The sequence below is a fragment of the Stenotrophomonas sp. SAU14A_NAIMI4_8 genome (genome assembly GCF_003086695.1).
Lineage (GTDB): Bacteria > Pseudomonadota > Gammaproteobacteria > Xanthomonadales > Xanthomonadaceae > Stenotrophomonas.
On record NZ_CP025999.1, the window covers coordinates 2,326,482 to 2,344,542 of the forward strand.

General features: G+C 68.9%; 18 protein-coding genes. 16 read left to right on the top strand and 2 right to left on the bottom strand.

Annotation, left to right across the window (positions count from 1 at the left end):
• The first annotated feature begins 32 nt into the window (after window positions 1-32).
• The 4 genes from C1930_RS10750 to C1930_RS10765 all read left to right on the top strand — a co-directional run bounded on the left by C1930_RS10750 (window position 33) and on the right by C1930_RS10765 (window position 4,110).
• Entirely contained in the window at window positions 33-332 is a 300-nt protein-coding gene (locus C1930_RS10750; RefSeq protein WP_108771707.1) for a DUF3649 domain-containing protein, read from the top strand.
• Window positions 329-1,942, top strand: coding sequence for a PepSY-associated TM helix domain-containing protein (locus C1930_RS10755; RefSeq protein ID WP_108756259.1), 1,614 nt, complete (start codon window positions 329-331; stop codon window positions 1,940-1,942). The genes C1930_RS10750 and C1930_RS10755 overlap by 4 nt, the downstream gene beginning before the upstream one ends.
• Entirely contained in the window at window positions 1,942-2,211 is a 270-nt protein-coding gene (locus C1930_RS10760; RefSeq protein ID WP_108756258.1) for a DUF3325 domain-containing protein, read from the top strand. The genes C1930_RS10755 and C1930_RS10760 overlap by 1 nt, the downstream gene beginning before the upstream one ends.
• 183 nt (window positions 2,212-2,394) lie before the next feature.
• Window positions 2,395-4,110 carry a PAS domain S-box protein gene (locus tag C1930_RS10765; protein WP_108757730.1) on the top strand — a complete coding sequence of 572 codons (1,716 nt, stop codon included), beginning with the start codon at window positions 2,395-2,397 and terminating at the stop codon, window positions 4,108-4,110.
• Here C1930_RS10765 and C1930_RS10770 read toward each other — a convergent pair.
• On the bottom strand, window positions 4,107-5,201 hold the full coding sequence (locus C1930_RS10770; protein ID WP_108771708.1) for a crosslink repair DNA glycosylase YcaQ family protein: 1,095 nt from the start codon (window positions 5,199-5,201) through the stop codon (window positions 4,107-4,109). The genes C1930_RS10765 and C1930_RS10770 overlap by 4 nt on opposite strands.
• Before the next feature lie 201 nt (window positions 5,202-5,402).
• On the opposite strand from C1930_RS10770, the gene C1930_RS20630 reads away from it, so the two are divergent.
• From C1930_RS20630 to C1930_RS10800, 7 genes are all read left to right on the top strand, one after another.
• Complete coding sequence (locus tag C1930_RS20630) at window positions 5,403-5,633, top strand: integrase core domain-containing protein (RefSeq protein ID WP_267895976.1); 231 nt, start codon at window positions 5,403-5,405, stop codon at window positions 5,631-5,633.
• Window positions 5,634-5,852: 219 nt separating this feature from the next.
• Window positions 5,853-7,433: an AAA family ATPase gene (locus C1930_RS10780; RefSeq protein ID WP_108753202.1), complete on the top strand. Its 1,581-nt coding sequence runs from the start codon at window positions 5,853-5,855 to the stop codon at window positions 7,431-7,433.
• 1 nt (window position 7,434) lies between these two features.
• Entirely contained in the window at window positions 7,435-8,406 is a 972-nt protein-coding gene (locus C1930_RS10785; RefSeq protein WP_108771709.1) for a hypothetical protein, read from the top strand.
• A complete protein-coding gene (locus tag C1930_RS20245) occupies window positions 8,403-10,187 on the top strand; it encodes a VWA domain-containing protein (protein ID WP_159093593.1) in 1,785 nt (594 codons plus the stop codon). The genes C1930_RS10785 and C1930_RS20245 overlap by 4 nt, the downstream gene beginning before the upstream one ends.
• A complete protein-coding gene (locus C1930_RS20250; RefSeq protein ID WP_159093594.1) occupies window positions 10,184-11,152 on the top strand; it encodes a radical SAM protein in 969 nt (322 codons plus the stop codon). The genes C1930_RS20245 and C1930_RS20250 overlap by 4 nt, the downstream gene beginning before the upstream one ends.
• Window positions 11,153-11,154: 2 nt before the next feature.
• Entirely contained in the window at window positions 11,155-11,736 is a 582-nt protein-coding gene (locus C1930_RS10795; protein ID WP_108771710.1) for a hypothetical protein, read from the top strand.
• A gap of 10 nt (window positions 11,737-11,746) precedes the next feature.
• Window positions 11,747-13,096 (top strand): AMP-binding protein, encoded by a 1,350-nt coding sequence (locus C1930_RS10800; RefSeq protein WP_108771711.1) that lies wholly within the window; start codon window positions 11,747-11,749, stop codon window positions 13,094-13,096.
• A 4-nt stretch (window positions 13,097-13,100) separates the two neighbouring features.
• Here the strand turns inward: C1930_RS10800 and C1930_RS10805 are convergent, their stop codons facing one another.
• Complete coding sequence (locus tag C1930_RS10805) at window positions 13,101-13,766, bottom strand: TraX family protein (protein ID WP_108756309.1); 666 nt, start codon at window positions 13,764-13,766, stop codon at window positions 13,101-13,103.
• Window positions 13,767-13,845: 79 nt separating this feature from the next.
• Between C1930_RS10805 and pip the strand changes: the two genes are divergently transcribed.
• The 5 genes from pip to C1930_RS10830 all read left to right on the top strand — a co-directional run bounded on the left by pip (window position 13,846) and on the right by C1930_RS10830 (window position 17,961).
• Window positions 13,846-14,799, top strand: a complete 954-nt coding sequence (gene pip, locus C1930_RS10810; protein WP_108771712.1) for a prolyl aminopeptidase — start codon at window positions 13,846-13,848, stop codon at window positions 14,797-14,799.
• Between the two features lie 337 nt (window positions 14,800-15,136).
• The gene (locus C1930_RS10815) at window positions 15,137-15,436 is read left to right on the top strand and encodes a hypothetical protein (RefSeq protein ID WP_108756311.1); all 300 of its coding nucleotides are present in this window, start codon (window positions 15,137-15,139) and stop codon (window positions 15,434-15,436) included.
• 30 nt (window positions 15,437-15,466) lie between these two features.
• Window positions 15,467-16,204 carry an MgtC/SapB family protein gene (locus tag C1930_RS10820; RefSeq protein ID WP_108762111.1) on the top strand — a complete coding sequence of 246 codons (738 nt, stop codon included), beginning with the start codon at window positions 15,467-15,469 and terminating at the stop codon, window positions 16,202-16,204.
• 73 nt (window positions 16,205-16,277) lie between these two features.
• Entirely contained in the window at window positions 16,278-17,348 is a 1,071-nt protein-coding gene (locus C1930_RS10825; RefSeq protein WP_108771713.1) for an ATP-binding protein, read from the top strand.
• Window positions 17,326-17,961, top strand: coding sequence for a response regulator (locus C1930_RS10830; RefSeq protein ID WP_108771714.1), 636 nt, complete (start codon window positions 17,326-17,328; stop codon window positions 17,959-17,961). Before C1930_RS10825 ends, C1930_RS10830 begins: the two co-directional genes overlap by 23 nt.
• The last annotated feature ends 100 nt before the right edge of the window (window positions 17,962-18,061 follow it).

The window sequence follows — 18,061 nt, forward strand, 5'->3', positions numbered from 1 at the left end:
CCGCGCGGCGTGGCGCCCTGGAGGTTGTTCCGGTGATTGATTCCCGCTGGGCAGCGCTGGCCGCATGGCTGCCGCTGCTGTCACGTATTGTCGCCGCCCTGCTGGGTGGCTATCTGCTGGCCGCGCTGTGCAGCGTGGCCGCGCTGTCGCTGCCCATCGACCCGCAGCAGGCGGTGTTCACCGGCATGCTGGCCAGCTTCCTGCTGTATGCCGGCGCGGTGGTGTGGGTGTTCGCCGTACGCTCGGCGCGCCGCGCATGGGCCGGCCTGGCGCTGCTGGCGGTGCCACTGTGGCTGGTCACGCTGGCCGTGCACGGCACGGGGGGCGCATGAGCACGACCACTGCCACACGCGCCAGCAAGCCACGTGGCATCCGCCAGACCATGTCCGACCTGCATATCTGGGTGGGCTTGCTGGCCGGCTGGATCCTGTACGCCATGTTCCTGACCGGCACCGCCAGTTACTTCCGCGACGAGATTTCGCGCTACACGCGGCCGGAGATCGCCACGCCGCAGCAGCTGCCGCCCCCGGCAGAAACCAGCGCACGGCTCATTGCGCAGCTTCAGCACGACAGCCCCGGCGCCCGCCAGATCAGCCTGACCCTGCCCACCGCGCGCACGCCCTGGGTAGCGGCCATGTGGGCGCCCGCGGGCGGGGGTGGCGGTCGCCACGGCATGCAGTCGGGCCTGTTCGACGCCGCCACCGGCACGCCGCTGCCCTCGCGCGAAACTGCCGGTGGTGACTTCTTCTACGCCTTCCACTTCAACCTGCACTACATGCCCGCGCTGTGGGCGCGCTGGATCGTCGGCCTGTGCGCTATGTTCATGCTGGTGGCCATCGTCAGCGGGGTGATCACCCACAAGAAGATCTTCGCCGACTTCTTCACCTTCCGCTGGGGCAAGGGGCAGCGCTCGTGGCTGGATGGCCATGCGGCGGTATCGGTGCTGGGCCTGCCCTTCCACTTCATGATCACCTGGAGCGGGCTGGTCATGCTGGCGGTGCTGTACATGCCCTGGGGCCTGTCGAAACTGCCTGACAAGCGCCAGCAACAGCAGGTGACCAGTGAAATGCGGCTGTCATTGCCACGCCAGCCTGCCGCCGGCGTAGCCGCCGCGCTGGTCGATGTCGCGCCACTGGTCGCCCAGGCCGAGCAGCGCTGGGGGGTCGGCAGCATCGGCGCCGTGCAGGTGCAGAACCCCGGCGATGCCGCCGCGCGGGTGGCCGTGGTGCGTGCGCAGTCCAGCCGTGTGTCCACCACGCCGCACTACCTGCTGTTCGATGGCAGCAGCGGCCGCCTGCTGCAGGCCAAGGAACATTCCGGCGCGGCCGCGCAGACCCAGGGCGTGCTGTACGGCCTGCACCTGGGCCGCTTCGCCGACGCCGCCACGCGCTGGTTGTACTTCGTGGTCAGCCTGGTCGGCACGGCCATGGTCGGCACCGGCCTGGTGCTGTGGACAGTGAAACGGCGCAGCCAACTGCCAGACCCGAAGCGGCCGTACTTCGGCTTCCGCCTGGTGGAACGCCTGAACATCGCCACCGTCGCCGGGCTGTCGGTGGCGATGGCAGCGTTCTTCTGGGCCAACCGCCTGCTGCCGATCAGCCTGCCGCAACGGGCCGCCTGGGAAGTGCATGTGTTCTTCATCGTGTGGGCAGCCATGCTGGTCCATGCCTGCCTGCGCACGCCCAAACGCGCCTGGGTGGAACAGTTCTGCCTGGCGGCGATGCTGCTGGCCCTGGTGCCGGTACTGAACGCAGCGACCACCGCACGCCCGTTGTGGGTCACCCTGCCGGCCGCCGATTGGGCCTTTGCCGGTACCGACCTGACCCTGCTGGCATTGGCCGGCCTGCACGCTTGTCTGGCCTGGCGCACCTGGCGCTTCACTCCGCGAGTCGCCCGTGCACGCGCGCCACGCACTGCGGCTGCCAGCGGGGTGGCCTCGTGATGCACGCCCTGCTGTTGCTGCTGTGCGGCGCCGGCTTTGCCTGCCTGGCGCTGGCGATGGAACGCCACCAGCGCGACCTGCTGGGCCGCAGCCTCGTGCCGGCAAGTTCACGGCGCTGGCGATTGGCTGGCTGGAGCCTGCTGCTGATGGCGCTCGGCGTGGCCATCGCACTGCGCGGCCTTGGCTTGGGGCTGGCGCTGTATTCGGGCCATACCAGCGTGGCCGCCGGTGCGGTGGTGCTGGCCCTGGTGGCGCACGCGCGGCGTTGAATGCGGCAATGCAACAGGAAGCGTGCGGCGCGCGTGGCTGCACTGCTTCGTGAACTGCGTCAATGCGCCAGTACCCCGCATTGACGCACGCTTCACTGGTGTGCGCATCAGCATAACCCGTTCATTGTCAGCATCGGACCGCAGGTCGCAGCACCACACTTCCCTACACAGCACATGCTTGCCATGGATGAAGTCGCCCGACTTGAAGAACTGAATCGCCTGGGGGTGCTGGATACCGCACCGGAACCCGTGTTCGACGCCATCGTGGCGGCCGCGCGCGCCGCCACCGGCATGCCGACCGGCCTGATCTCGCTGGTCGACCACGATCGCCAATGGTTCAAGGCCAACATCGGCCTGGAAGGCACCTGCGAAACGCCGCGTGACATCTCCTTCTGCACCCACGCCATCGAGCAGCAGGGGCTGATGGAAGTTGCCGATGCGCGCCAGGACCCACGTTTCCAGCAGAACCCGCTGGTGCTGGGCGGGCCGCGCATCCGCCACTACGCGGGCATTCCGCTGGAAACGGCGCACGGCGCACAGATCGGCACGCTGTGCCTGCTCGACACCCTGCCCGGCGTGCTCTCGCCCTCGCAGCGCGAACTGATGGTGCACCTGGGCCGGGTCACCACCCAGGTGCTGGAACAACGCAGCGCGCTGCTGGCCCAGGTGGAACAAGCGCGCGTGCTGCACCGCGAACTGAAGCGCAGCGAAGATTTCCTGGAGCGCACCAACACCGCCGCGCGCGTGGGTGGCTGGGAACTGGAGCTGGCCACCGGCGAAGTGCGCTGGACCCGCGAAACCAAGCAGATCCACGGCGTGCGTTCCAGTTACGAACCCACGCTGGCCACCGCCCTGTCCTTCTACCGGCCCGACACCCGCGGCATCATCCAGACGGCGGTGAAGCGCTGCGTGGACGAAGGCACACCGTACGAACTGCAGCTGCCGATGACCACCGCCGATGGGCGCGACATCTGGGTGCGCGTGGTCGGCAACCGGCAGATCGTCGAAGGCCGCCAGCGGCTGGTCGGCGCCATCCAGGACATCAGCGAGGAACGCAGCACCCGCGATGCGCTGGAAGCCAGCGAAGTGCGCTACCGGCGCCTGTTCCACTACAGCCTGGGGCTGATCTGCACCCATACCCTGGATGGCACGCTCACCTCGGTGAACCCCGCCGCCATGCAGTCGCTGGGCTACGACGAAGCGCACGTGGTCGGCCGCAGCCTGGGCGAGTTCATGCCCGAGGAAAAGCAGGACCACTTTGCCGCCTATCTGCGCCGCATCGGCGCCAACCACACCGATTCGGGCGTGATTGAACTGATCGCCGCCGATGGCACCCGGCGCTACTGGGCCTACCACAACGTGCTGGATTCGGAAGCCCAGCCGCCCTATGTGCTGGGCCACGCGCAGGATGTCACCGCCCTGCGCACCCAGGAACAGCAGCTGCGCGAACTGTCCTTCAAGGATCCGCTGACCCAGTGCAACAACCGGCGCTACCTGCACACCCTGGAAGCGCAGACCGGACAAGCTTGGGCCTGCCTGGTGTTCGACCTGGACCACTTCAAGCAGATCAACGACAGCGAAGGCCATCGCCGCGGCGATGCGATCCTGGTCGGCTTCGCCACCTTCCTGCGTACACCGCTGGGCAAGGACGAGGCCGTAGTAAGGCTGGGTGGCGATGAATTCCTGGTGGTGTCCAACAACCCCGACCCGGCACGGCTGCAGGAACTGGAGCGCTGGTACAACGATCATTGCAGCGATTCGCCCTGCGCCTTCTCGATGGGCGCAGCGCAGCATGTGCCCGGCGAAAGCGTGGCCGACACCATCCACCGCGCCGATGACCATCTATACCGCGCGCGTGCCCGCGTCCGCCGGTCGCCGCGCGGAGATGGCGGGCGCTAGTCCAGCAGGAAACGACTCATGCGCTGCAGCTCATCGTCCAGCGCGTTGCTGAACGCCGCACCGCGCGGTGCGGCGCCGCCGATGTAACCGAACTGCGGCAGCAGCTGGCCGCCGGCCACCGCCACGTTGGCCCAGCCAATCACCTGGTCGTGCCACAGCAGGGGCAACGCGTAGTAGCCGAAGCGCCGCTTGGGTGCAGGCGTATAGGCCTCGAACCGGTAGACCCAGCCCCACAGCTGTTCGAAGCGGCGACGGTCCCAGACCACCGGATCGAACGGCGCCAGCAGGCGCACGGCCTCATCCACTGCGTGGCGTCGCGAACGCGGGTTCTCGTCGGCCGGCCAGAACCAGACCGTGCCATCGACCGTGCAGCTGGCCAACTGCGCGCGCGCGTCGCGCAGGGCCTGCTGCAGCGGCGCGGCCAGGTGCGGAGCGCCGTAGCCCAGCAGCCGCACCAGATAAGTCAGGCTGGCCGCCGGCAGCGGCGCGTACTTGCGCACCACCAGGGCCAGCAAGGCCTCGGCACGCTGCTGCGCGGTCAGGCCATCGGCCTCAAGCGGCGCGTGCAGCGCCGGTGCGTAGATGCGCGTGCCACTGTCACGCCGCTGCACCCGCAGCAGCCCGCGGTAGTGCATGCCATCAAGCAGCTGCGTGCTGGCGTTGCTGGTGCCGCCCCAGTAATTGGTCACCCGTCCATGCGCAAAGACCTGGTCCACCTCGCGCGGGTGCACCGCACCCTGCGCCTGCACGAATGCCAGCACCTGCTCGGCGCGGCGCCGGGTGGCCGCATCCCAGGCCCGCTTGGGCACGCGCGGGTGCATCAGCGCCACGTGCTCGCGCGGCAGGAAGCCGTAGTTCACCAGGCAGTCTTCTTCCACCGGCAGCCGCGCATAGCGGCGCTCCAGGTCACCAGCGCGGTAGTCCTTCACCCGGTGCCGCAGGGTCAGGTCCTGTGCACGGGCAGGCGCGCGGATCGGATCGGCCTGCACGAACCCCAGGCGACGAATCGCCGCCATCAGCGTGGTAGGCGCGAACAACGTGCGTGACACCGCGTAGCGGCGCAACTGGTCCAGGGTGGGCGATGCGGCCATGGGCCATTGTAGATCGGTGCGGCAGCCGGATGGCGGCGACTGGACCCCGGCGACGGATGACACCGACTGGGTGGCAACGACGGGACGCTGACGACTGGGGGCAACGACGGCACGGCGACGACTGGGGGGCCACGACGGGACGGCGACGACGGGAGGCAACGACGGGGTAGAGTCGACTGTTAGTTGTGATCTCTCTGTACGTTGTTCATCCGGGACATCTCTGGAAAATGGTGGTTACCACACCTCTCCAGATCCCAAAGAGCCCGGATGAACAACCATAAAAATGCCCGTTTAACGCCGTCGGACCAACGCAATTCCGTGCTGACCCAATGGCTGCACCACTACAACTGGCACCGTCCCCATATGGGGATCGGCGGCCAGCCACCTATCTCCAGAGTGCCGCTGAATAACGTAGTGGGTTTACACAACTAACAGTCGACTCTACCAAGCCGACCATTTCCAGCCGACCATTTCCAGCCGACCATTTCCAGCCGACCATTTCCAGTCGGACATTCCCAGTCGGCAAAGCCCGGTCGCGCATCCCCAACCGACCCTACCCAGTCGACGTTTCCCCGACGTTTCCCCAGCCGCAGGGCGCAGACCACGCGCGGCCGTTCTACAATCCGGGCAGGCCGTCACCCAAGGATCTGCGTGCCCCCGTTCAATCTGTTCCAGCGTCTTTCGCAGGCGCCGACCAATCCCCGCGCCGAGCCGGCGCCACGCAGCTTCGATGTGGCCGAACTGTACGCGGGCCCGGTGGCACTGCCCGGTGATGCCGCTGCGGCCCCGCTGGCGCTGGACGAGAAGCTGCGCCAGGCCTACTTCTGGATCGTCAACAACGCGATCATCAGCCCGCACTACGACATCGAATACCACGACGGTCCGTCACCGCGGTTCAACGTGGGTGACAGCCGCCGTCCGCTCACCCTGCCGTCGGCGCAGAGCTACTCCAGCTACGTGCTGCTGCCGCTGCTGACCTTCGCCACCCGCCGCAAGTGCCTGTTCGTGGGCGGGCCCGGTCGTGGCAAGACCGCCAGCGCCATCCTGATGGGGGTGCTGGCCGGCTACCCGGTGCGCGAGGTGCGCCGCGCCATGCAGCACGGCCACCCGCAGATGACCATTGCCGATCTGCTTGGCAACCCGCTGCCGGCCGACCTGGTCGCCGCCCAGGACATGAACCAGATCCGCATCGCCTGGCGCAGCTGGCTGAGCATGCGGGTGAAGATCATCGACGAGTACAACCGCATTCCCACCCGCACCCAGAGCGCCCTGCTCACGGTGATGGGCGACAACTACGCCGAAATCCTCAACCACGTCTACGAATGCCCCGAATCGGCCTGGTACCTGACCGCCAACGATGATCGCGGAGGCGGCACCTACCAGGTGATCGAGGCCCTGCGCGACCGCATCGACGTGGTCGTGCAGGCGCTGGCATTCAACCCGCGCTTCCTGGAAGAGATGCTGCTGCGCATCGAACAGGACATCCGCCCCGAAGAAGTCGTGCCGCGCGACATCATCTTCACCGAGGCCGAGGGTGACCAGCTGCTGCAGGAAATCCGCGCGGTCGAGGTTCCGCAGGATGTGCGCCGCCGTATCGAATTCTTCAGCAGCCAGTTCGAGCTGATGGAAACCGCCGGTGCGCAGTTCGAATACATGACCAAGGACACCGCGCGCCTGGCTGGCGCCGACTGGGCACAGCTGACCGCCGCCGACAGTGGCCGCGACCGCATGAAGGACCTCGGCTGCCAGACCCGCAACGGCTTGTCCGTGCGCAACCTGATGACACTGCTGATGTTTGCCAAGGCCATGGCCTACTTCCGCGGCAACACCACCGTGGCCCTGGACGATGTGCGCCAGGTGCTGCCGTTCGTACTGAACGACAAGCTGCAGCCCGACCCGGACGCACCGTTCTTCGCGCTGCCGGAAAACGCCGCCTACCGCAGCGACCACCTGGGCTGGCTGCGTTGGCTGTTCGATGCGTCCACCGCCGAGTACGACCGCCTGGACCTGGACCGCGACGATCCGGTGGGCGCGCTGTCCGAGCAGTTCGCGCAGGGCCTGGACGGCCTGGGCGAAGGCGAGACCCGCAAGCGCCTGACCCGCATCGAACGGCTGGTGGAAGAGCGCGTGAAGGGGCGCAAGCTGTACGGCCACCTGTACGACGATCTGCTGAAACTGAAGTACCTGCACCAGCGCTACACCAATTACCTGCACTGGCTGCGGGCGCGCTGAGATGGTGTCGCCCACTCTGGCGTCGCTGCTGGCATCGCGGCGTGCGCTGTTCAACCAGGCCGTGTCCGATGCACGCCACCGCTGGCCCGGCCTGGACCTGGCCGCGTTCAGTCAGTTCGTGCGCGAAACCCTGGATACGCTGTGCCAGGCCGTGGACGGCGACGACCCAGCGTGTACCGCCCAGGTGTGCGAGGTGGCCTTCGAACTGGGGCTGCAGCTGGTGGCCCATGGCCAGGCCGGCCCGCGTGCGCGCCTGCCCTGGGTCGATGCGGCCTGGTGCACGCTGGCGCCCGCGCTGGCACCGTTGCTGCGGCGTGAACCGCAGGCGGTGCTGGGCACCGTGGCCAACGCCGTACTGCGCATGGCCGAACAACCCGGCGTACGCGTGGACGCGTGGATTGCCATCGTGGCCGCACACGGTGCGCAGTGCAGCAACGTCCAGCAGCTGCGCGACCTGGGCGCACTGGCGGCCTGGCGCGCGGGCATGGCGCAGCTGCGTGAGCCGGTACTGCAGCAACTGGACAGCCTTCCGCTCGCAGTGACCGCGGCGATCATCGGCGCCCCTGCCGCCAGCGTAGACGACCTGCCCGCGCGGCTGCGCGCCGACCGCTGGTACCACCCAGCGCCGAGTGCCGCGGTCGGCCACAGCACGGGCGCCTTCACCGGTTTTGGTGGGTCGTTCAGCGCACCGCCTCTGGTGCGGGCCACGCCTCAGGGCTTTGTCATCCGCAGCGGCGAACAGCACTTCCTGCTGCTGGCCGACGCCTTCGGTGCCGCCCTGCTGCCGGCCCATGCCGAGGAGTTCGATGCGGCGCCGGCCGGTACGCTGCCGGCCGCCACCGGCGCGCGCCTGGCCGAACAGCACCTGCCGCACGCAGCTGCACGCCATGAGGTGCAGGCGGTGGCCGGTGACGCCGGCATCGTCCTGTTCTCACCCTGGTCGCATGCGCTGCGCGTGCTGCCACCGCAATGAACCCGCCACCGCTTCCCGGTTCCCTGCTCGCCTGGCAGCAGGCGTGGCCGCAGGCACTGGCCGCCTGGAGCCGGTTCACCCGCCTGCAGGACCCGCGCCTGTGCGACTCACACGTGCAGGCCGCTGCCGAGGGCTTGACCGGCAGCTTCGCCGCCATCCGCCTGGCCGACCAGCGCATCGTGATTGATCTTGAGCAGATTCAGCAGCTCGGCCTGCAGCCCTATGCGGTGGAGATCCTGGCGCACGAGATCGGCCACCACGTGCTGGCCCCGGCCACCGCCAGTGACCATGCGCGCATGCTGGCCCGCATCCGCCGCGCGCTGCCGACGCTGGAAGCACACGCGCCGATGGTGGCCAACCTCTACACCGACCTGCTCATCAACGACCGCCTGCAGCGCCAGAACGGCCTGCACATGGATGCCATCTACCAGCGCCTGGCGCAGGCGGCCACCCAGCCGGCATCCACGGTCTGGCAGCTGTACATGGGCATCTACGAGGAACTGTGGCAGCAGCCGCGTGGCGCACTGGGCGGTTCCCCGGACGATGCGGCCGTGCACGCCGATGCGTGGCTGGGCGCGCGGGTGGTGCGCGTCTACGCCAACGACTGGATGGCCGGTGCCACGCGCTTTGCGACCCTGCTGCTGCCCTGGTTGCTGCAGGCGCAGACCGATGCACGGCTGGAGGCCCTGATGGACACCCAGCACGCCGGCCACGGCAGCCAGCCAGCGGGCCTGGGCCAGTTGGATGACGATGAGCTGTCGCCGGTCCTGCACCCGGCACACGACCCGCTCATCACCGGCCAGGCCGATGAAGCAGGCCCAGCGCAAGCACCGCAGGATACGGCGGCCGCCACCTCGCGCGGGCAGATGCGTGAACCGTTCGAGTATGGGCAGATCCTGCGCGCGGCCGGGCTGGATCTGGATGACGACCAGATCGCCATCCGCTACTACCGCGAACGCGCGCTTCCGCACCTGATCCGCTACCCCAGCGCGCCGCAGCCGCAGGCACTGGAAGCACTGCCCGAAGGCCTGGAACCGTGGGAGCCGGGCGATGCACTGGATGCGGTGGACTGGCTGCAGTCGGTACTGCAATCGCCGCACGTCATCCCCGGGGTCACCACCGTGCAGCGGGTGTACGGGCTCGCGCCCGGCCACGAGTCGGCGGCCGAGCCCATCGATCTGGATCTGTACGTGGACAGCTCGGGCTCGATGCCCAACCCGCAGCAGCACACTTCCTACCTGGCCTTGGCCGGTGCCATCATTGCGTTGTCGGCGCTGCGCGCCGGCGCGCGCGTGCAGGCCACGCTGTGGAGCGGCACTCACCAGCACCTGCATACCGATGGCTTCGTGCGCGCCGAAGACCCCATCCTGCACGTGCTGACCGGGTACTTCGGCGGCGCCACCGCCTTCCCGATCCATCGCCTGCGCGACACCTATGCCGCGCGCACGCCGCGCGACCGCGCCGTGCACATCCTGCATATCTCCGACGACGGCATCACCACCCTGTTCGACCAGGACGAACGTGGCGGCAGCGGCTGGGACATCGCCCGCCATGCGCTGCAGGCCGCGCGCGGTGGCGGCACCATGGCGCTGAACCTGTACAGCCCGCTGCCGGCACGCCTGGCCGATGCCGCGGCCACCGGCTGGACCGCCGACCTGCTGCGCGCGCGCGACGCCGGCTGGGATATCCACGTAGTGCGCGACATGGCGGATCTGCTGCAGTTCGCGCGCGTCTTTGCCCAGCGCCACTACGCGCCGGGCCCGGCCGGTCCACGACCGTGATCGTGCTGTGGCGGCTGACCACGCTGTGCAACCTGGCCTGTGGGTTCTGTGCCTACGACCGCCGCGTCCGCCAGCCCCGCGTGCACATGCCGGCCGCAGAGGTGGAGCGTGTCGCGGACCTGTTCGTGCGCTACCAGCAGGGCAGCGACCAGCCGGTACTGCTGAGCTGGCTGGGTGGCGAGCCGCTGCTCTGGCCCGGCCTGCTGCCGCTGTCGCAGCAACTACGTCGACAGGGCCTGCGGATCAGCATGACCAGTAACGGCACCCGCGCCTGGCAACCAGGTGCTGCGCAGGCGTTGGCCGAGGCCTTCGACGAGATCACCTTCAGCATCGATGCCCCGGGCCCCGTGCACGATGCGCTGCGCGGCTGGCCCGGCGGTGCGCGCAGGCTGGAACAGGCGATCCGCGCCCTTGCTGGCCTACGCGCCAGCGGCAACCAGAACCGCCCGCGCCTGCGTGCCAACGTGGTGCTCATGCACCCCACCCTCGAACACTTCTCCGATCTGTGCCTGCAGTTGGCCGACTGGGGCGTGGATGAGATCACCTTCAACCAGCTGGGTGGCCGCGACCGCCCGCTGTTTCACCGCCAGCACGCACTGACGGCCGCCGATGTGGCACAGCTGCGTCATGCCCTGCCCGCGCTGGCCGTTCAACTGGCCGAGCGCGGCGTGCAGCTGCATGCCCAGCCGGCCTACCTGGACCGCTTCCATGCCAGCGCCATCGGCGCCGCGCTGCCGGTGCTCGATTGCGAGGCCCGCCGCCCGACCCTGTTCATCGACGAACACGGCCGCATCGGCGCCTGCAGTTTCACCGTCGACACCCACGCCATCGACAGCCGCGACCTGCGCCAGCCCGACGACCTCGATACGCTGCGCGAGCGGCTGCGGCAACAGCGCCTGCAGACGCCGGCCGCGGTCTGCGGTGATTGTCCTTCCACCCTGGTGTTTGCAAAATTCGGAACATGACCATGACCGCTGGCCCCGACCTTGATGTCCTGCTGCGCCGTCTGCTGGAGACCCCGCCGGATTTCCTCGCCGTACCACGCCGTGCCGGCCAGGGCGGCGTGCATGTGGCAGCCGTGGTCGGCGATGTGTTCGCCCAGCACGGCCTGGATCTGCCGCCCGCACTGCGCGCCACCCTGTCCGGCGATCTGCCGGGCGTGGGCGCCAACCAGCTCAGCGTGGCCGCCGTTGCCGCCTGGCTGATGGCCGACCCGCACTGGCAGCAGATCGCCCTGCAGAAGGAACGCTGGCAAGGCCTGTTCGCAGACGCCATCCCCGCGTTGGCGGCCAGCGCCCCGGCCGATCAGTTCGTGTTCGAGGCCGACCGCCGCGAAGAACTGGCGCGCACCACCATTGCCCGCCTGGGCCTGCTGCCGGACGGGGAAACCGCCGCCCAGGCCGCCGACCGCCTGGCCCGCATCAGCGGGGTGGAACGGCAGCGCCTGCTCGACGCCAGCCGCGCCACCGAGGCGCGCGCCCGCGCGATCCGCGAAGCGCTGGCGCGCAAGGCCGCCGAAGAATCGGCCGACAAGTGGACGCGCGAGTAACCCGGTGGCGATGAACACCGAACCGACCGAGGCCGATCGCTACCCCACCCTGAGCGATGACGGCCGCGCGATGCTGCGGCTCATGCGCGAGCACCCGGCCGCGCCGCTGTTCCGCAACGCCAGCGGCAACCGTCTGTTGGCCGATGAAGTGGCCGCGCTGCGCGTCTACGAACGCGACATCGCCCAGGCGCGGTTCGACTGGCAGCCCGGCAGTCCGCCGCCGTGGCTGGACGCGTTCGTGGCAGACACCTTCGCCCAGGTGCCGCACTACCGGGCACTGGGTCGCCCGCCAGCGTTCCAGGACATCCACAGCGTGCACCGCGGCGACCTGGCCGCCGACGTGGCCCGCTTCGTGCCCGACCCGGTGCCGCTGCAGCGGATGATCAACTTCCGCACCACCGGCACCACCGGCCATCCGCTGGTGCTGCCCTCGCACCCGGTGGTGGCCGCGCGCTATCTGGCCTACCACAAGCGCGCGCTGCACCGCTTCGGCATCACCCTGCAGCACGGCGCCGGGCAGATGGGGGTGATGCTGCTGGGCATGCAGCAGCGCTGCTTCACCTATGTGTCGGTCACCCCCAGCATGGGCGAATCGGGGTTGGCCAAGATCAACCTGCACCCGGACGACTGGCGCCATCCCGATGATCGCGCGCGCTACATCGACCAGATGCAACCGGAAGTGATCGCCGGCGATCCGATCTCATTTGCCGCGCTGCTGCAGTTGCCGGTGCAGCACCGCCCACGCGCGCTGCTGTCGGTGTCGATGGCCCTGTCACACGGGCTGCGCACGCAGCTGGCCGAGCGCTTCGCTTGCCCCGTGCTGGATCTGTATTCCATGAACGAGGCCGGGCCGCTGGCGGTATTCGATGCCGAGGCCGGCGGCCACGTGCTGCTGCAGCCGGGCATGTACGTGGAAATCCTGGATGCCGACGGCACCGCACTGCCGGCCGGGCAGACCGGCGAGATCACGCTCAGCGGCGGCTTCAACTTCTGCCTGCCACTGCTGCGCTACCGCACCGGTGATCGCGGTGCCCTGGCCATGGCCGGTGACACCCCGATGATCGTCGGGCTGCAGGGGCGCCGCCCCCTGCGCTACCGAACCGCGCAGGGGCAGTGGATCAACAACATCGACCTGACCCATGCGTTGGCGCCATTGCCGCTGTCACGATTCGTCGTGCACCAGCACGCCGATGGCAGCGTGCAGCTGTCGCTGCCATCGGGCGAACTGCAGCATGCCGACGACGCTGCACGGCGGCTGGCCGCGGCGCTGGTCGGCCAGCCCGTGCAGGTCGTTCCGCTGCAGCACGAGGACAAAGTCCTGCAGTACAGCAGCGATCTTGCCGGCAGCCACGCGCAGTAGCCGCTCAGCGCAGCAGCTGTGCGTATGCCGCCAACACCGCCAGATGTCCCACGTAGTACACGTAGAACCACCAGCGCGTGCGCGCAATGGCCCAAGGCCAGCGCGCCATCAGCCACAGCACCGGCACCGCCAGCAGCGCCCACGCGTTGCCGTTGAACCAGCACAGCGCGGCCAGCGCCGGCAGCGGCAGCCACCACACCCGGTGGCGGAACGCGATCCAGCACAGCAGCACCAGCCCCACGCCGGCCCAGCGGTAATCCACGAAGAACGGCAACACACCGGCGGCCAGCAACAGCCACCACGGTCGATTCCGTGCAAGCGCCTGAATGGCCAGGGCCGCCAGGGCAAAGGTCAGCAGGATGTTCACCGGCAGCCAGCCGCCGAACGCCCAGGCATGCACCGGCTGCGCCAGCACGCCCCACAGGGCCAGGCGGCGGATCGACTTGCCCAGGTCTGCGCCGGGCTGGGCCAGGTTGCAGGCCATCACCGCCGCAAACAGCGGGAATGCGATACGCCCCAGCTCGCTCACCACCGGCACGTAGCCACCATGGACCACCTTGGCCACGTGGTCGCCGGTCATCAACAGCAGCGCCAGCCACTTCAACGCCTCGCGCGCCCCGCTGGGCAGCACGTAGGGATCGGCGGTCGGGGCTGCGGTTGCATCCTGCATGGAGGTTGGGTTTCTGGTTGCGCCCCAAAATCTTGCCACGGCTGGCTATGCTTGTGCGTCCTGCACGTGAGGCACCGCCATGCGCACCCTGTATCCATCCATCGAACCCTACCGCCAGCACAGCCTGGCCGTGGATGCACTGCACACCCTGCATATCGAGGAATGCGGCAACCCACAGGGCCAGCCCGTGGTGTTCCTGCACGGTGGGCCCGGTGCGGGCGTTTCGCCGGTGCACCGCCGCTTCTTCGACCCAGCCCGCTACCGCATTGTGCTGATCGACCAGCGTGGCTGTGGCCGCTCCACGCCCTTTGGCGAACTGCGCGACAACACCACCGCGCACCTGGTGGCCGACATCGAGCAGGTGCGCGCACACCTGGGCATCGAGCGCTGGCTGGTGTTCGGTGGCTCGTGGGGCTCCACGCTGGCACTGGCCTATGCGCAGGCGCACCCGCAGCGCGCCACCGGGGTGATCGTACGCGGGGTCTATCTGGGCCGTGCGGAAGAAAACCGCTGGTTCGCCGAAGCCGACGGCGGCGCACGCTGGATCTTCCCGGAGCGCTGGGCACGCTACGAGGCCTTCATTCCCGAAGACGAGCGCGGCGACATGATCGCGGCGTACTGGAAGCGCCTGGACAGCCCGGACCTGTCCGTTCGCATTGCCGCCGCGCAGGCCTGGCTGGGCTGGGAAGACAGCGCGGCCACCCTGCTGCACGACGTCAACGCCGCCTCCGATGAAGACCCGCAGCAGACCCTGGCCAAGGCCCGCATCGAAGCGCACTACTTCCGCCACAACGCATTCCTGGAACACGGCCAGCTGCTGCGCAACCTCGACCGCATCCGTCACCTGCCCGGCGTAATCGTGCAGGGCCGCTACGACATCATCTGCCCCGCCCGCAGCGCCTGGGATCTGGCCCAGGCCTGGCCCGAAGCACGGCTGGAAATGGTGCTGTCCGGCCACAGCGCCACCGAAGCGGCCACCACCGATGCACTGATCCGCGCCACCGATGCGGCCCTCGGCAGCCACGCCGGCTGACCCTGGCGCACGCGCCGCCCTGGTAGCGTCGAGCTTGCTCGACTGCCGCACGCCAACAGCCGTCGAGCAAGCTCGACGCTACGAAAGCCTCGCACCACCCGCACGCGCGGATATACCCACGTATACCCGCGCTGTACCACGGGCCTCTAGGCCGGGCAGGACCACCGGCGGACAATACCGGCCTGCATCCACTGCGGAATTGAAGATGGATCCCGATCCTGTCCGGTGCGCTGCGCGCGCGCCCTGCCCCCTTGTCCCTCTCTGCTGGTGCCTGGCAGCCGGTTCGCATCACCTTGCGTGACCGGGGCTGCGGGCATCACCTGCCCGGAGCCCACCCATGTCCTACAAGATCCTCTACATCACCCTGCGCCGCCTGATCGGTGAACGCGCGGTACCGGCGCTGCGCAGCCAGCTGCTGCAGCACGGCCCGGTGCTGTTTGCGCGTGCGCTGGCGCTGGGCTCACCCCGCGTGGTGGCCGACGCACTGTCGCTGCTGCCAATGAGCGAACGCATCACGGTACTGCGCCACCTGCCTGCGCCACTGCGCGAAACCATGAAGCCGCTGTGCATCGGCAGCAGTCCGCGTGTCCGCCTGCAGCTGGGCGCAGCCGCCGCACTCGCACTTCATCACACCTGAGCGGCGTCAATCCGTGGAGGGCTACACCCCATGAATCTCGATCTGCACCTGCCGGCATTCGATGCCGGCGCCACCCTGGCATCCCTGCTCAGCCTGTCCACCGCCTTTGTGCTGGGTGGCGCCATCGGTCTGGAACGGCAGGTTCGCCAGCGCACCGCCGGTCTGCGTACCAACACCCTGGTCGCGGTGAGCGCGGCGGTGTTCGTCGATCTGGCCGTGCGCTATCACGGCCTGCACGGCGGCACGCCGTCACCGCTGCACGTGGTCGCCTACGTGATTTCCGGCGTGGGCTTCCTCGGCGCCGGCGCCATCATGAAGGACGGCGCCCAGATATCGGGCCTGAACACCGCCGCGACACTGTGGGGTTCGGCCGCAGTCGGGGCCTGTGCGGGGCTGAAGCTGTTCCCCGAAGCGCTGCTGGCCGCCGTCTTCGTCCTCGCCTCGAACACCCTGCTGCGGCCGGTGGTCAACCGTATCCAGCGCCAGCCGCTGCCGGAAACCTTCAGCGAAGCAACCTACGCCATCAACGTGGTGTGCCAGCGCGAACAGCAGGCCGAGGTGCTGGACCGTCTGCTGCTGTTGCTGGAACAGGCCCAGTACCCGGTGCGTGCGGTGGACCAGCGCCCGTTCGGCGAGCGCGACGTGGAGATCGAAGCGGTGCTGTACGCCACTACCGTCGATGGCACCGAACTGGACGCCGTGCTGGCCGAGCTGGCGGCGCAACCGGGCATGTTGCAGGGGTTCTGGAATGCCACTCTGGAAGAATGACTGGGGCGCTGCCCGCCAGCGCCCCCAACAGCCTTTGCTATCCTCGCGCCTGCCCGCCCGGGAACCGTTGCCGATGCCCCGCCCCCCGCTCCGCCGCCCGCTGGCCCACCTGGCCCTGATCGTCGCCATGACGGCGATCTTCCTGGTCGACACCTTCAGTGACTATGCCGTCGCCGCCGCCTGCTTCTACGCCGCGCTGATCCTGGCCATGTCGCGGCGGCTGCTGCCCCGCCCGCTGCTGGGCCTGGCCCTGGCCTGCGTCGCCCTGACCATCACCAGCTTCCTGCTCACCCGCGCCGGGGCCTATCGCATCGGCCTGGTGAACACCGCCATCGGCATCCTGGTCATCGGCATCACCACCTACCTGTCGTTGAAGATGGAGGCAGCCAAGGCCGCCGTGCACGACGCGCAGACGCGGCTGCTGCGGGTGGCCCGTGCGTCTACCGTGGGCGAGCTCACCACGTCCATCGCGCACGAGGTGAACCAGCCCCTGGCCGCCATCGCCAGCAGTGCCGAGGCCGCCCAGCGCTGGCTGGCCCAGCAGCCGGCCAACGTGGACCGCGCGCAGCAGGCACTGACGCGGATCCTGGCCGACGCGCACCGTGCCAGTGACGTGATCGCCCGGGTGCGCGGACTGACCCGCGGCGCAGCGCCACAGCGCGAAGTGTTCGACCTGAACCAGGCCGTGCAGGACATGCTTGCCCTGTCGCAGGCCGAACTGGAGCGCCAGCACATCACCGTGGCCGCGCTGCTGGACCCGGCCCTGCCCACGGTGCTGGCCGATCGCGTGCAAGTGCAGCAGGTGATCGGCAACCTGCTGCTGAACGCCATCGAATCCATGGCCAGCACGCCGCTGCCCGAGCGCCGCCTGTCGGTGCTCACCCACGCCCGCGACCAGCACGTGCGCCTTAGCGTGCGCGACCGCGGCGCCGGCCTGCCCAGCGAAGACCTCGAGCAGGTGTTCGACGCCTTCTGGACCACCAAGCCCGACGGCCTGGGGCTGGGCCTCAGCCTGAGCCGCAGCATGCTGGAAGCAAACGGCGGCCGCATCCACGCCGAGCGCGCCAGTGGCGGCGGTGCCTGCTTCATCATCGAACTGCCTGCCATTGAGGACGCCGCACATGACCCGCGCCGCGCACACTGAACCCGATGCCGTGGTCTACGTCGTGGATGACGACGCTTCGGTGCGTGCGGCATTGGAGGATCTGCTGGCCTCGATGGGGCTGCAGGTGCGCAGCTTTGCTTCAACCCAGGCGTTCCTGGACGCGGCGCGCGACGATGCGCCGGCGTGCCTGGTGCTGGACGTGCGCATGCCCGGCCAGAGCGGCCTGGACTTCCACCGGCAGATGGCTGGCCACGGGCTGTACCTGCCGGTGGTGTTCATCACCGGCCACGGCGATATCGCCATGGGCGTGAATGCCATCAAGGATGGCGCGCTGGAATTCCTGACCAAGCCGTTCCGCGACCAGCAGTTGCTGGACGCCATCCAGAAAGGCATCGCACAGGACCGGCAGCGCCGCAGCGAGCACAACGAAACGGCCGCCCTGCAGGCACGCTGGGCCACCCTCAGCGCCGGCGAGCGCGAGGTCGCCCAGGGCGTGGTTGCCGGCCGCTTGAACAAGCAGATTGCCGCCGATCTGGGCGTCAGCGAAATCACGGTGAAGGTCCGGCGCGGCCAACTGATGCGCAAGCTGGGCGCACGCACCCTGATCGACCTGGTCCGCCTCTACGACCGCGTGCAGCCCGAACACCCGTAGAGTCGAGCTTGCTCGACTGCTCCACGCGAAAATCCGTCGAGCAAGCTCAACGCTACGAAGCCACCGCACGCCTACGGTGCTTCAATTCCGGACCGGTCCT